We start from the raw sequence: 13,743 nt of genomic DNA on the forward strand, positions 1-13,743 counted from the left end.
CGCCGGTGCCTCAGTCGCGATGTCTACCAGGCCGACGGACTCGGCAAGGCAGAAAGGCGGTTTCCAATCCGGACATACCCTTCTCAGCCCGGGGTCCTTGTGCTTTGGTGAGACGGTGCTTTCGTCAACCGAACGGTTAGTAGACACCAACGGCGTGCAACTGCGGGTGACGGAGGCGGGAGATCGCGGCGCGCCCGTCGTGATCCTCGCCCACGGCTTCCCCGAACTGGCCTATTCATGGCGGCACCAGATACCGGCCCTGGCCGAGGCCGGCTATCACGTGCTGGCGCCCGACCAACGCGGCTACGGCGGCTCGTCCCGCCCGGAAGCGATCGAGGCCTACAACATTCACGAGCTGACCGCCGACATCGTCGGCCTGCTCGACGACGTCGGCGCCGAGCGCGCCGTGTGGATCGGGCACGACTGGGGTGCGCCCGTGGTCTGGCACGCGCCGCTGCTGCATCCCGACCGGGTCGCGGCCGTCGCCGCGCTCAGCGTGCCGGCGCTGCCGCGCTCGCACGTGGCGCCGACGAAAGCGTGGCGCAAGCTGTTCGGCGAAAACTTCTTCTACATCCTCTATTTCCAGGAGCCCGGTGTTGCCGACGCCGAACTCGATGGCGACCCCGCCCGAACCATGCGCCGGATGATGGGCGGCTTGACGGGTTCCGGGGGCAAGGACGCGATGCTGAAGATGGCCGCCCCCGGCCCCGAGGGCTTCATCGATCGACTCCCCGAACCGAACGGGCTGCCGGACTGGATCAGCCAAGACGACCTCGACCATTACATCGCCGAGTTTTCCCGCACCGGATTCACCGGCGGCCTGAACTGGTACCGCAATTTCGACCGCAACTGGGAGACCACCGCCGAACTCGACGGTGCCAAAATCGCTGTGCCGTGCTTATTCATGGCCGGGACCGCCGATCCCGTGTTGGGATTCACCAGCACCGACCGTTCGTCGGAGGCGATCTCCGGGCCGTACCGCCAGGTGCTGATCGAGGGCGCCGGTCATTGGCTGCAGCAGGAACGGCCCCAAGAAGTCAACGCCACCCTGTTGGAATTCCTCGACGGATTGGAGCTGCGATGAGCCCGCCGCTGCGTTTCGGAGTCTTTATCACGCCATTCCATCCGACCGGCCAATCCCCCACGCTCGCATTGGAATACGACATGGAGCGCGTCATCGCGCTGGACCGCCTCGGCTTCGACGAAGCCTGGTTCGGCGAGCACCACTCCGGTGGCTACGAGCTGATCGCCTGCCCGGAGGTGTTCATCGCGGCCGCGGCGGAGCGCACCAAGCACATCCGGCTGGGCACCGGTGTGGTCTCGTTGCCCTACCACCATCCGCTGATGGTGGCCGATCGGTGGGTGCTGCTGGACCACTTGACCCGCGGGCGGGTCATGTTCGGGACCGGCCCGGGCGCGCTGCCGTCGGACGCGTACATGATGGGCATCGATCCGATCGAGCAGCGGCGGATGATGCAGGAATCACTCGAGGCGATTCTCGCGCTGTTCCGCGCCGAGCCGACGGAGCGAATCGACCGTCACTCCGACTGGTTCACGCTGCGTGACGCGCAGTTGCACATCCGCCCCTATACGTGGCCTTATCCCGAGATCTCCACGGCGGCAATGATTTCCCCATCCGGACCGCGGCTGGCCGGTGCGCTGGGCACGTCGCTGCTTTCGCTGTCGATGTCGGTGCCGGGTGGCTATGCCGCGCTCGAAACCACCTGGGACGTGGTGCGCGAGCAGGCCGCCAAGGTGGGCCGGGACGAGCCGGACCGGTCCGACTGGCGCGTGCTGAGCATCATGCACATCGCCGACAGCCGCGAGCAGGCAATCGACGATTGCACCTATGGGCTCCAGGATTTCGCGAATTACTTCGGCGCGGCGGGCTTCGTGCCGTTGTCCAACGCAGTCGACGGTGAGGCGCAGACGCCGCGCGAGTTCGTCGCGAACTATGCGTCCCAAGGCAATTGCTGCATCGGCACGCCCGACGACGCGATCGCCTACATCGAGGACCTGCAGGAGCGGTCGGGCGGTTTCGGAACGCTGCTGATGCTCGGCCACGACTGGGCCGCACCGGAGGCGACTTACCACTGCTATGACCTGATGGCCCGCAAGGTGATTCCCTATTTCAAGGGACAGCTCGAGGCGCCACGGTCGTCGCACGACTGGGCCAGGGGCAAACGCGACCAATTGATCGGACGCGCCGGCGAGGCCATCGTGAAGGCCATCACCGAGCATGTCGAGGAGCAGACAGGCGCGGGAAGCTGATGCGCGCTGCGGTTTTACGCGACGGCCGGATGGTTTATCGGGACGACGTCCCCGAGCCCGTGCCCGGGCCGGGTCAGGTGCTGGTGGGTGTGAAAGCGTGCGGAATCTGCGGCTCGGACCTGCATTTCGCTGCCCATGGCGACGAGGTGGTGGAGATGACCGCTCAGGTGGCAGCCGGCGCCGGGGGCATGGCCGTGGACCTGAGCAGCGATGTGTTCATGGGGCACGAGTTCAGCGCCGAGGTGCTCGAGGCCGGACCCGACACGGAAACGCATCCGCCTGGAACCCTGGTCACCTCGCTTCCCGTGCTGCTCTCCGCCAGGGGCGTCGAGCCGATTGTCTACAGCAACAGCACCATTGGCGGCTACGCCGAGCGGATGCTGCTTTCGGCGCCGCTGCTGATGCCCATCCCCAACGGCCTGGACCTCAAGCGTGCCGCGTTGACCGAACCCATGGCGGTGGGTCTGCACGCGGTGAACAAGTCGAACATTGCGCCGGGCGAGACCGCCCTGGTGCTCGGCTGCGGGCCGATCGGCATCGCGATCGTCGCGTCCCTTCGCGCCCGAGGGGTGGAAAACATTGTGGCGGCCGACTTCTCGCCGAAGCGTCGCGAGCTGGCCACCGCGATGGGCGCACACCAGACGGTGGACGCCGCCCAGGGCTCGCCATTCGACACCGTCAAACCCGCCGTCGTGTTCGAGGCGGTCGGGGTCCCCGGAATCATCGACGACGTGCTGCGACGGGCTCGGCCGGGCACCCGTCTGGTGGTCGCGGGCGTCTGCATGCAGTCCGACACCGTGCACCCCTTCTTCGCGATCGCCAAGGAGATCAACGTGCAATTCGTGCTCGCCTACAACCCCGAGGAGTTCGGCGACTCGCTGCGCGCGCTGGCCGAGGGCGAGATTGACGTCACGCCACTGATCACCGGAGAGGTCGGACTGGAAGAGGTCGGCCAGGCCTTCGACGACCTGGCCGACCCCGAGCGGCACTGCAAGATTCTCGTTACTCCGTAGGCATTGCCATTAGGCCCAGCTCGACCCGACAGCGCTGTCGGTTCCGGCCATGTTGTCGCCGGCGGTTTGCACGTTCTGGCCATGGGCGTTGGCCTGCTCGTAGATCACCTGGAAGTTGCGGCCCAATTCGGTGACGAACTGCTGACAGGCCGTCGACCCGGCGCCGCCCCAAAAGTCCCCGGCGGCAAGCACATCCCGGACGATCGCCTGGTGCTCGGCTTCCAGCGATGCGGCCTGGGCGCGGATCGTGGCGCCGTGGGCGTCGACGTCGGAGAATTGATAGTTGATCGTCATGCGAAAGGTCTCCTGTTCTGGTCGGGTGGGGCTAGCTGCTCAGGGCCTGCTGGGAGGCCTGCTCCTGCTGTTCGTAGTTGTTGGCGTCACGGACGAGGCCGTCGCGTACCCCGTGCAGCATGCCGACGATGTTCCGGAAAGCCTGGTTCATCTGGCCCATGGTGTCCAGCGAGGTCGCCTCGGCGGCACCGCTCCAGCCCGCGCCGGAGATGTTCTGCGAGGACGCCCACATCTTGCGGGCCTCGTCCTCGACCGTCTGGGCGTGGACCTCGAAGCGGCCCGCCATGTCGCGCATCGCGTGCGGGTCGGTCATAAATCGTGCGGTCATTTCGTTTCTCCTTCGAAAACCTTGTGCTTTTTCTTGATTGGTCACCGATAAGTCGCCGAAGCGTCTCCCCCTTCCGTCATCCGACCGCGCGGGGCAACACGCTCATTCGGGGCAGCTCGGCTGCCCCGGCCGCGCGCACTTCCATGCCCGCAACGGTGGTGGCGGGGACGCCGCGCGAGGCGAGCATCGGCGCGCTCGCGGGGGCGCCACCCATCGTTGCGACCTCCGAGGTGGCGGCGGGAACCGCCGCCGGCGTCCAACCCGCGGGCACCGACAAGCCCCCGACCGAGGTTGCCTTGCCCAGCGCCGACGACGGCATCAGGCGCTCGGGCGCGGCGGGCATCAGCGGCCTGACGCGCATCGTCGGCAGCGTAGGCGTTGCGGGCATGGACGGTGGCCGCATGATCGTGCCCGGTGCCAGGATCGGCGCCCCCGGGTTCGGTGCGGCCGTCGTTCCCATACCGGCGCCCTGGCTGAGGGGCGCGCCGATCAGTTCGGCGAATTCGCCGATGCCGGACTGGAACCCACTAATCAGCGTCGACGCGGACGAGTTGAGCGCCGACGGGATCGTGGACAGCCCCATGACCGCCTGATCGGCCAGGCTTTGTGCCGCGCCCTGCAGGTTGCCGACGGCAGTCGCGATGGCGGCGCCGGCCAGTCCCGCCGGGTTGGTGGTGGGCGGCGCCGTCACCATCGGGGCCAGCGCGGACGCCGTTGCTGCGGATGCGGCGTAGGCGTACATCGCGGCGGCGTCCTGGGCCCACATCTCGCCGTACTGCGCCTCGGCCGCGGCGATCGCCGGGGTGTTGATGCCCAGGAAGTTGGTGGAGATCAGGGCCATCAGCAAGGAGCGGTTGGCGGCGATCACCGGCGGGGGCACGGTAGCCGCGAAGGCGGCTTCGTGCGCGGCCGCCGCCGCGGCCGCCTGCATTCCGGCCTGCTCGGCCTGCGCGGCCGTGCTGTGCAGCCAAGCCACGTAGGGCGCAGCCGCGGCCGCCATCGATGCCGACGAGGGGCCCTGCCAGCCGGCGTCGGTGAGCTCCAAGATCGCCGACCCGTAACCGATTGCGGCCGAACGTAGCTCGGCGGCCAAGCCGTCCCAGGCCGCCGACGCGGCCAGCATCGTTGACGAGCCCGGGCCTGCGTACATGAGCCCGGAGTTGATTTCCGGAGGAAACGCGGCGAAGTCCATTGATAAATCCCTTCTTTGAGTGGTTGTGGCTAGGCCCGCACCGGCACGGCGACCGTGGGAGCTTCGGGTGCGGCGGGCGCCGGGTAGACGGGCATGTAGTGCTCGTGCTGAACCGTCGGGTGAACGGGTACGGCCGGTCCCGCGGGCACCGGCTGCACGGTCGCCGGCTGAGCGGGCATGGCCGGCAGGGTCGCCGGGCCGGACGGCGAGGCGGGCGCGACCGGAGCGTGCTGGGTGGGCGCCGGGTGGGCGGGCACTGCGGGCGCCGGGTGACCGCTGTAACCGCCGCCGTAGTGCGCCGGGTGAGCGCCGTAGCTGAAGCGCGAATAGGGATCGACGTGACCGCCGTAGCTGAAGCGCGAATAGGGATCCACGCGGCCGCCGCCGTACCCGCCGCCATACTGCGCCCGACCGGCGGGCGCCCCCGGCGCGCTGGGCGCCATGCGCGCGGGCATCGCGGGGCGGGCCGGAGCCGTTGGGGCCATGCGGGCGGGCGCGGGCATCGCGGGGCGGGCCGGCGCCGTTGGGGCCATGCGGGCGGGCGCGGCCGGCACGTGGCCGCCGGCGGCCTGCGTCGCGTTGGCGGCCTCGGTGGCCGCATAGGAGTGGGCACCGAGCCCCAGGGCGCTGACGAACTCGTCGTGGATGACCGCGGCCTCGGCGCTGATTGCCTGATAGATCTGGCCGTAACCGGAGAAGGCCGCCGCCGTCGCCGCCGAGACCTCGTCGGCCGCCGCCGGGACCACGCCGGTGATCGGAAATGCGGCCGCCGCGTTGGCCGCGCTGATGGTCGAACCGATCACCTGCAGCCGGCCGGCCGCCGCTGACAGCAGGTCCGGCACTGTGACGACGAAAGACATGTGGTGTTCCTCCTGATGAAAACCGCGGTTGCGGGTTTGTGCGTACTCAGTGTGGACACTGTGTCATAAATTATGAATCAATGTCTAGTTCTAGACCATTATTTCTTAGATTTGTCTGACGGTTCGCAGCTCAAGACCTTTTGACCAAGTTTTGGCATCCGGTTACTCTCGGTGGCATGCCGAGAACAAACGCAGCCGGCTGGAGCCTCAAGCGCCTGCTCGAAGCCACGCTGAACCGCGACATCACCGTCGAGCAATTGCGGGATGCCTGCGGGGTCACCAAAGGTCGGTGGTATGGCGGGGTCGGGCGCGCCAACGCCGATGACTTCCCGGACGCCGAGGAAGCCCGGCGCGCGGCTCATGCGTTCGGCCTCAGCGCCACATGGCTGCAAGTCGAACTAGGGCTCATCACGCTCGACGACGTGCGCGAGGCCCTAGACGAGTCGCAACCGTTGGATCCGTTCCGGATGACCACCCGGCAACGGGTGCTGCAGATCCCCAATCCGGCTGATCCGCCGCGCGACTAGGTCAGCGGGGGTTGGCGGGCGCAGCCTGGCCGGGGAGTCGGCGCCGCCCGGCGAGTGTCGGTCGAGATCTTCGGACTATTGCCAGTCTTGCGGCATGTCGCCCGCGTGGTTGGGGCACACGTCATGAGTGGCAGCCCGCAGGATGTGCGCCGCGTCCAGCGGTGGCATCTCCTTGGAAAGCACCGAGAACGCGTATTCGCTGGGATAGGACGAATAGCCCAGGTGTACCGCGGTGGCGTGATCATCCATCAGCGCGCACGCTTGCTGCTCGTAGTTCGGGTCGGAGTGGGCGATGCCGGAGCCAAACCAAGCGGCCACGCCGACCGTCGCCGTGGTCGCTACGAGCCTGATGGTGTGCTGGCCGGTGACCTTGATTCGCTTCGCGCGCCGCGCGGCAGGAGAGTACTGGCGTGTGTGTAATTGCTTGGGGGACATATGAAGCTGTACCCACACGCGCGCGACTTAAACCACGAATTCTTCGGGCCGAATCTGCTTCAACGTCAATTTCTTCCACCGCCGGGGAACGGCGTATATCCTAAATATGTTGTTCCCCAGTCTATTTCGATCACGGGGCCGCCCCGCTCATCCCCCGACGGACGGCTGGGGCACCACCGTGGGCTTGAATCCGTATCGCGGAGCGGCAAAGTGGCCCACGCTGCGGCCTCCTCCACTCATCAGCGGCAGCCCACCCAGCGCGCTCGTGGCCGGTTCGACGGACGCCCCGGCCGACAGGCCGTTGAGCGTCACGAGGCCGGGTCCGGCCATCGGTGGCGCACCCGTCCAGGAGGCCGGAACCGACAATCCCCCCACCGACGCCGCCTTGCCCACGGCTCCCGCGGCGCCGCCCACCACGCCCGACGCGGCGTGCGGCAGCGCCTCCACTGCCTTGGCGGCGCCCTCGGCAGCCTTGGCGGCCTGCGGCATCATCGCCTGGGCCACTCCCTGGATGTCCTTGAACGCGGTGGTGAAAAGCCTTGTGGGTGAGATCAATCGGATGAATGCGTCAAAGCCCGTACTGGCGTCCACGGTGGCCGAGCCGGTCAACCCCTCCACCAGGTCGCCGAGCAAGCCGGCCACGACGATCCCGTCGCCATTGCTGTTCCACACGTGTCCGGTCAGGCCGAGCGCGGCCGCCGGGTTGGCAAGCCAGGGCGGCGAATTCGTCAGGCCCGCCAGACTCAGCAGCGCGGTGGGCACGCCGTACAGCCCCTGCGCGCTGGCGGCGGTCCCGGCCGCGCGGGCGACGGCGGCGGCCTGCCCGGCCAACCCGGCCGGATCGGTCGTGGGCGCCGCAGGAGTGAACGGCGTCAACATCGAGGCCGATGCCGACGCACCTGCGTAGCCATACATCGCGGCGGCGTCCTGTGCCCACATTTCGGCGTAGTCCGCCTCGGTGGCTGCGATCGCCGCCGTGTTCTGACCCACGAAATTCGTCGCCAGCAGGGCCATCAACAGCGCCCGATTGGCCGCAATCTCGGGCGGCGGCACCGTCGCTGCAAACGCCGTCTCGTAGGCGCCCGCCGCCGCCCCGGCTTGGGTCGCCGCCTGTTCCGCCAGCTCGGCGGTGCCGCCCAGCCAACCCACCTGCGATGCGGCCGCCGCCGCCATGGACAGCGCGGCGGGCCCCTGCCAGGGCCCTTCGGTCAGGCCGGTGATCAGCGACCGGTAGGCGGACGCCGTGTTGTGCAACTCGGTGGCCAGGCCCTCCCAGGCGGTCGCGGCGGCCAGCATCGGCGCCGAGCCTGGCCCGGTGTACATCAGCGCGGAGTTGATCTCCGGCGGCAACTGCGCGAAGTCCAGCATGATTGCCGCCCGCCTAGCTGACCGCGGTGGTGTTCGCCGCTTCGGTGGCGTCATATGACCCGGCGCTGACGCCCAGCGTGGTCGCCAACAGGTCGCGGAGCGCTGCGGCCTGAGCGCTTACCTCCTGGTAAAGCCTTGCGTGCGAGGCGAAGTGAGCCGCGGTCAACATCGACACCACATCCGCAGCGGCGGGCACCACCCCGGTCGTCGGGACCGCCGCTGCCTCATTTCCGGCTGCCACCAACGCATTCAATGAATGCATTTCGGCCGCCGCCGCCGCGAGCAACTCGGGCCGTGTGATCACGTTCGACATGTTTTCTCCTCAAAACCACTTTCAACCAATGGATTTCGGCAACCACGGGGTGTCACCGGAGTAGGTCAGAGGTTAGGCCGGACAGCTCCGGGGACCACAACCCTTAGCCGCGCGTATTCATTGTCGAGTCGAAAACTGTTCATTTAGCCGGAGTCACACGCTGCAACTTCTGCGAATGAAATGAAAGATGTTGTGAACCAATATGATTAGAGTTCGACATGAGCTTTGGCCCAATTGTCGCAACGCGCACTAGGCTTTGCGGGCCAAACCTTCCTTCGCGCATACCGCCGATCCAGCGCGACCACTGGCGCTAGTGTCCACACATGCCGATCGCACCAAACGCCCCGAGGCCGGCCCGCCGGTTGATTGCCTTGACCGCCGCCGGCTTGACCGTCGCCGCCCTGTCGGCGTGCGACAAGCACAACGCGACGCCACCGGGCGCGAACCCCCGCCAAGTGACGGTCGTTGGCTCGGGGCAGGTCCAGGGCGTCCCCGACACCCTGACCGCCGAGGCCGGCATCGAGTTCACCGCACCCGACGTCACCACCGCGATGAACCAGACGAACGATCGCCAGCAGGCGGTGATCAGCGCGCTGGTCGGCGCGGGCCTGGACCGCAAAGACATCAGCACCACCACAGTCACCCTGGAGCCCCAGTACGGCAACGGCAGCGCGACGATCACCGGCTATCGCGCCACCAACGCGATCCGGGTCAAGATCCACCCGACCGATGCCGCGTCCCGCATGCTGTCCCTCATCGTCGGCACCGGCGGCGACGCCACCCGGATCAGCTCGGTCAGCTATTCCATCGCCGACGACTCGCAGCTGGTCAAGGACGCCCGCGCGCGGGCGTTCAACGACGCCAAGGCCCGCGCCGACCAGTACGCCCAATTGTCCGGCCTGCGCCTGGGCAGGGTGCTCTCGATTTCGGAGGCCTCCGGCAACGCGCCGATGCCCGGCGGGCCGCCGGCGCCGCCCCGCAGCATGGCCGCGGTCCCGCTGGAGCCGGGACAGCAAACGGTGAGCTTCTCGGTGACCGCGGTGTGGGAGCTCGACGAGCCCGGCTACTCCTCGTAGACCCGAGGATCAAGAGTTCCGATATAAGACAGGTCGCGGTAGCGCTCGTCGTAATCGAGGCCGTAGCCCACCACGAAGTCGTTCGGAATATCGAAGCCCACGTAAGCGATCTCGACCGTGGCGCGCACCGCGTCGGGCTTGCGAAGCAGCGTGCACACCCGCAGCGAGCGCGGACGCCGGCTCTTCAAGTTGCGCAGCAACCAGGACAAGGTCAACCCCGAGTCGACGACGTCCTCGACGATCAGCACATCGCGGTCGTTGATGTCGCGGTCCAGGTCCTTGAGGATCCGCACCACGCCCGACGACGACGTCGAGGACCCGTAGGAGCTGACGGCCATGAATTCGAACTGGGTCGGCACCGGAATCGCGCGGGCCAGGTCAGTGACGAAGATCACCGCCCCCTTGAGCACGGTGATCAGCAGCAAATCCTGGGTCGTTTCGGCGGCAAGCTCGCGGTAGTGGTTGCCGATTTCCTCGCCCAGTTCGGCGATGCGGGCCTGAATCTGCTCCGCGGTGAGCAGCACCGACTTGATATCCCCGGGATACAGCTCCGCGGGCTGCGCCGGGGTGATCGGCGGCGACGTCTGGGCCACGACCACAGAGTGCCACGCCAGCGGCCGAATAACCAACGGCAGTCCCGATTTACACAGGTTCCCGCCACAATGTGAGCAGGCCGTCGCGCCGCCCGGCGATCAGTCGCTCAGCCCGAAGCGGCGAGCCCACCGCCACCCCGCCCTGCCCGCGCCAGTCGGTGATCAGCGTGTCCACGCCGCGAATCTGCTTGTCGGTCAACCCGGTCGCGCCCCCGGCCAGCAGCCAGCCGCGGATCACCCGCCGCCGCACTGGGCCGGGCAATCCACCGAGGGGCCCGGGCTGCAGCCCCGAGCCTGCCCGCACCCCGGGCAGCGCTTGCACGGCGAGGGCGTCGATCAGCTCGGTGTCCTCTCGCAACGCGGTAGCGGTGCGGGCCAACGCCTCGGCCACGCCGCCACCGAGCACGTCCTCCAGCAGCGGCAGCACCTCCAGGCGCAGCCGGGTTCGGGTGAAGCGCCGGTCGCTGTTATGCGGGTCCTGCCAGGCGGTCAGACCCAGTTCCGCGCACGCGGCGTGCGTCGCCGAACGCCGCACCCCCAACAACGGCCGACACCACGGGGGGTCGTGCGCGCGCATCCCGGCGATCGAGCGCACCCCCGAGCCGCGGCCCAGTCCCAGCAGCACGGTCTCGGCCTGATCGTCGAGTGTGTGGGCCAACAGCACCGGGCCGGCGGAGGACTCGCGCAAGGCGGCGTAGCGGGCGGAGCGCGCCGCCGCTTCCGGGCCGCCACCCTTGCCCACCTGTACGCAAAGCACTTGCGCGCCAACGCATCCCAGAGCGATTGCCTGCCGGCGCGCCGTCTCGGCGACCGTGGCCGAATCGGCCTGCAGGCCGTGATCGACGATCAGCGCGGTGGTCGGCCGAAGCGGCGCCGCGACGGCGGCGAGCGCCAGCGAGTCCGGACCGCCGGACAGCGCCACGCACCACGGCTGCTCGGCGGCGAGATAGCTGTGGGCGAACGCCTCGACAGCCGTGCGCAGCCGCCCTACAGCACCCTGTCGATCCATCGCTGGGGGTTTTCGATTTCGGCGGGCTGCGGCAGCGTATCGGGGCTCGACCAGACGGCGTTGAATCGCTGCATTCCCACCTTGCCCACCACGTGGTCGACGAACGCCTTGCCGCGCGTGTATTGGCTGAGCTTGGCGTCGAGCCCGAGCAGCGCGCGCAACAGGCGCTGCAGCGGGGGTTGCTTGCGGTGGCGACGCTCGTCGAAGCGGCGGCGGATGGTGGCCACCGACGGCACGACGACCGGCCCGACTGCGTCCATCACGTGGTCGGCGTGGCCCTCGAGCAGGGTGCCGAGCACCAGCAGCTGATCCAGGGCCTTGCGTTGCGGCTCGGACTGCACGGCGCGCACCAGGCCGACGATCCCCGACGCGCCGCCGTCGGATCCGACGGCACCGGCGCCGCGGTTGCGCACGAAGTCGGCGAGCCGCGCCGCCACCTGGCCGATGTCCTCCCCCACGTCCTGGGTCAGCAGCCCCAGCGCCTCGGACATGTAGTCGGACAACCACGGGTTGGCGGTGAACTGGACCCGGTGGGTCACCTCGTGCAGGCACACCCACAGCCGGAAGTCGGAGGGCTCGACCCGAAGCTGGCGCTCGACGGCGATGACGTTCGGATACACCAGCAGCAGGCTTCCCTCTTTGGTGGCCGCTTGGCCGCTGGCGAACGGGTCGTACTGGCCGAGGATCCCCGATGACACGAACGCCAGCACGGCACCCGTCTGCGCACCGGTGATGCGGCCCGTGAGGAACCCATGGGGCGTCTCGCTGCCGTTGGTCATCACCCGCATCGACTCGGCCGCCGCGCCGATCCACTCCGAGCGGTCGACGATGCGGGCGGCCGGAACCGCACCGTCGGTGACCAGGCCGGTGACTTCGCGCACCGGCGGTTCGGCTTTGGCCGCCGCGCTCGTCAGCTCCTCGATCACCTGCCGGCGGGTGTAGTCACTGGAGGCCGGGCCCGGGCGGGCCAGCCGTTGGCCGACCGTCGCGGCGAATCGCCAGTCGATGGCGGTACCGAGGGTCAGGCTGGACGACGACGTCATGCGCACCCGCAGAACCAGAGCTTGGTGGCCAGCGCGTCCATCGCGTTGCGGCCGTTCGGCCCGGCGTCGTTGGACAGGAACGCGAACGTGAGCACCCGCCCGCTGCGATCGGTGAGCACCCCGACCAGCGAGTTGACGGCGGTCAACGAGCCGGTCTTGGCGCGCAGCCAGCCGGCGGGACCTCGATCGGTGGCCGCGTCGAGGAACCGGTCGCCCAGCGTCCCGCTGCCGCCGGCGATCGGTAGCAGGTCCAGCAACGCGCGCAGCGACGGCTGCTCGGGTCCGGCGGCCGCCTGCGCCACGCCGTCCAGCGTCTTGGCCGTCAACCGGTCGTCGACGGAAAGCCCGCTGGAATCCACCAGCCTGGCGCCGGCGGTGTCGACGTGCGCGGCGCTCAACCGGTTGGTCACCGCGTCGACCGCCCCGGCGAAGCTCTGTGGCCGGTTGATCGCGGCCGCCACCTCCCGGGCGATGCACTCGGCCAGCACGTTGTCGGAGTGGTCCATCATCTCGGACAGCCGCTGGATCAGCGGCGCCGACTGCACCACGGCCAACTGCCGCGCGCCGGACGGCGCCGTGCCGATCGTCACCGCGCCCGGATCCAGCCCGAGGCCCTTGGCCAGCTCCCGGCCGGCGTCCAGCGCCGGCGTCCTGGACCGCCGCGAGTTGACCGTGGTCGGCTGGATGCGGCCCGCGTCGATCATCACCGACTCGATCGGCGCGATGTCGCCGTTGTCGACGTCGGCCGGGTCCCAGCCCTGGGCCATCGTCGGTCCGCTGAACGCCGAGGTGTCGACCTGCACCGCGGTCGGGGTCACGCCGCTGCGGCGGACCTGCTCGACCAGGTCGCTGATGCGCGCCGAACCCCGGTACCAGGTGTCCACACCCGGCGGCGCCGCCGACAACGCCGGGTCACCGGCACCGACCAGCACGACGGGGCCCTGCGCATTCTGGCTGCCGGCGACCACCCGGGTGCTGATCCGGGCCTGACGGTCCAGCGTCAGCAACGCCGCGGCGGCCGTCAGGACCTTGTTGGTCGACGCCGGCACCAGCGGCAGGTCGGGGGCGACCTGCCAGAGCTCTTTTCCGGTGAGGGCGTCGGTGATCCGGCCCCCCAGCTTGCCCAGGTTGGGATCGGCGGCCACGGGTCCCAGCGCCCCGGCCACGCCGCCCGGGCTGGGCGTCTCGGCGGTATCAGGCACCGCGACCATCCCCGGCTTGACCGTCGGCGGACGCGGCGGCGGCACCGGGACGTGCGCGGCGCCGGCGCCGTGGCCGCCCGTGGTGAAAAACGTCGCCGCCGCCACCACCGCGGCGACGAACGCCAGCACGGCCAGCCCGATGAACACTTGGGTGGATTTCCGCCAGCGAGTAGGACCCATCACTCTCCTGACTGTTTGAACCCATTCTGCCGAATCGAC

General features: G+C 69.0%; 15 protein-coding genes and 1 pseudogene. 5 read left to right on the forward strand and 11 right to left on the reverse strand.

Annotated features, from left to right (window positions below; translation table 11 throughout):
• Positions 1–115: 115 nt before the first annotated feature.
• The 3 genes from A5787_RS23515 to A5787_RS23525 are packed head-to-tail and all read left to right on the forward strand — an operon-like array spanning position 116 to position 3,284.
• Positions 116–1,084: an alpha/beta fold hydrolase gene (locus A5787_RS23515; protein ID WP_156764095.1), complete on the forward strand. Its 969-nt coding sequence runs from the start codon at positions 116–118 to the stop codon at positions 1,082–1,084.
• On the forward strand, positions 1,081–2,271 hold the full coding sequence (locus tag A5787_RS23520; protein ID WP_066971526.1) for an LLM class flavin-dependent oxidoreductase: 1,191 nt from the start codon (positions 1,081–1,083) through the stop codon (positions 2,269–2,271). The genes A5787_RS23515 and A5787_RS23520 overlap by 4 nt, the downstream gene beginning before the upstream one ends.
• The gene (locus A5787_RS23525; RefSeq protein ID WP_066971528.1) at positions 2,271–3,284 is read left to right on the forward strand and encodes a zinc-binding dehydrogenase; all 1,014 of its coding nucleotides are present in this window, start codon (positions 2,271–2,273) and stop codon (positions 3,282–3,284) included. Before A5787_RS23520 ends, A5787_RS23525 begins: the two co-directional genes overlap by 1 nt.
• Positions 3,285–3,293: 9 nt before the next feature.
• Here A5787_RS23525 and A5787_RS23530 read toward each other — a convergent pair whose 3' ends face one another.
• The 4 genes and pseudogenes from A5787_RS23530 to A5787_RS28825 all read right to left on the reverse strand — a co-directional run.
• Positions 3,294–3,578: a WXG100 family type VII secretion target gene (locus A5787_RS23530; RefSeq protein ID WP_066971530.1), complete on the reverse strand. Its 285-nt coding sequence runs from the start codon at positions 3,576–3,578 to the stop codon at positions 3,294–3,296.
• Positions 3,579–3,609: 31 nt separating this feature from the next.
• Positions 3,610–3,906, reverse strand: a complete 297-nt coding sequence (locus A5787_RS23535; RefSeq protein WP_066971532.1) for a WXG100 family type VII secretion target — start codon at positions 3,904–3,906, stop codon at positions 3,610–3,612.
• 76 nt (positions 3,907–3,982) lie between these two features.
• Positions 3,983–5,098: a PPE family protein gene (locus A5787_RS28680; RefSeq protein WP_066971534.1), complete on the reverse strand. Its 1,116-nt coding sequence runs from the start codon at positions 5,096–5,098 to the stop codon at positions 3,983–3,985.
• A 566-nt stretch (positions 5,099–5,664) separates the two neighbouring features.
• Positions 5,665–5,958 (reverse strand): annotated as a pseudogene (locus A5787_RS28825) (PE family protein); the annotation flags it as partial.
• A 176-nt stretch (positions 5,959–6,134) separates the two neighbouring features.
• Here A5787_RS28825 and A5787_RS23550 point away from each other — a divergent pair.
• Positions 6,135–6,485 (forward strand): hypothetical protein, encoded by a 351-nt coding sequence (locus tag A5787_RS23550; RefSeq protein WP_066971538.1) that lies wholly within the window; start codon positions 6,135–6,137, stop codon positions 6,483–6,485.
• A gap of 75 nt (positions 6,486–6,560) precedes the next feature.
• Here the strand turns inward: A5787_RS23550 and A5787_RS23555 are convergent, their stop codons facing one another.
• The 3 genes from A5787_RS23555 to A5787_RS23565 form a co-directional block, all read right to left on the reverse strand.
• A complete protein-coding gene (locus A5787_RS23555; protein WP_156764096.1) occupies positions 6,561–6,803 on the reverse strand; it encodes a hypothetical protein in 243 nt (80 codons plus the stop codon).
• Between the two features lie 264 nt (positions 6,804–7,067).
• The gene (locus tag A5787_RS23560; protein ID WP_066971542.1) at positions 7,068–8,288 is read right to left on the reverse strand and encodes a PPE family protein; all 1,221 of its coding nucleotides are present in this window, start codon (positions 8,286–8,288) and stop codon (positions 7,068–7,070) included.
• Between the two features lie 13 nt (positions 8,289–8,301).
• Entirely contained in the window at positions 8,302–8,601 is a 300-nt protein-coding gene (locus A5787_RS23565; protein WP_066971547.1) for a PE family protein, read from the reverse strand.
• 323 nt (positions 8,602–8,924) lie between these two features.
• Between A5787_RS23565 and A5787_RS23570 the strand changes: the two genes are divergently transcribed.
• Positions 8,925–9,677 carry an SIMPL domain-containing protein gene (locus A5787_RS23570; protein WP_066971549.1) on the forward strand — a complete coding sequence of 251 codons (753 nt, stop codon included), beginning with the start codon at positions 8,925–8,927 and terminating at the stop codon, positions 9,675–9,677.
• On the opposite strand, the gene hpt is transcribed toward A5787_RS23570, so the two are convergent.
• From hpt to dacB, 4 genes are read right to left on the reverse strand one after another with little or no spacing between them, the layout of a single operon-like run.
• Positions 9,665–10,276: a hypoxanthine phosphoribosyltransferase gene (hpt, locus tag A5787_RS23575; RefSeq protein WP_066971551.1), complete on the reverse strand. Its 612-nt coding sequence runs from the start codon at positions 10,274–10,276 to the stop codon at positions 9,665–9,667. The genes A5787_RS23570 and hpt overlap by 13 nt on opposite strands.
• A gap of 43 nt (positions 10,277–10,319) precedes the next feature.
• Entirely contained in the window at positions 10,320–11,279 is a 960-nt protein-coding gene (gene tilS / locus A5787_RS23580; protein ID WP_066971553.1) for a tRNA lysidine(34) synthetase TilS, read from the reverse strand.
• Entirely contained in the window at positions 11,258–12,322 is a 1,065-nt protein-coding gene (locus tag A5787_RS23585; protein WP_066971555.1) for a zinc-dependent metalloprotease, read from the reverse strand. Before A5787_RS23585 ends, tilS begins: the two co-directional genes overlap by 22 nt.
• The gene (gene dacB / locus A5787_RS23590; RefSeq protein ID WP_156764101.1) at positions 12,319–13,704 is read right to left on the reverse strand and encodes a D-alanyl-D-alanine carboxypeptidase/D-alanyl-D-alanine-endopeptidase; all 1,386 of its coding nucleotides are present in this window, start codon (positions 13,702–13,704) and stop codon (positions 12,319–12,321) included. The genes A5787_RS23585 and dacB overlap by 4 nt, the downstream gene beginning before the upstream one ends.
• Positions 13,705–13,743: the final 39 nt, after the last annotated feature.

The sequence above is a fragment of the Mycobacterium sp. 852002-50816_SCH5313054-b genome, assembly GCF_001667185.1.
In the GTDB taxonomy this organism is placed as follows: Bacteria; Actinomycetota; Actinomycetes; order Mycobacteriales; family Mycobacteriaceae; genus Mycobacterium.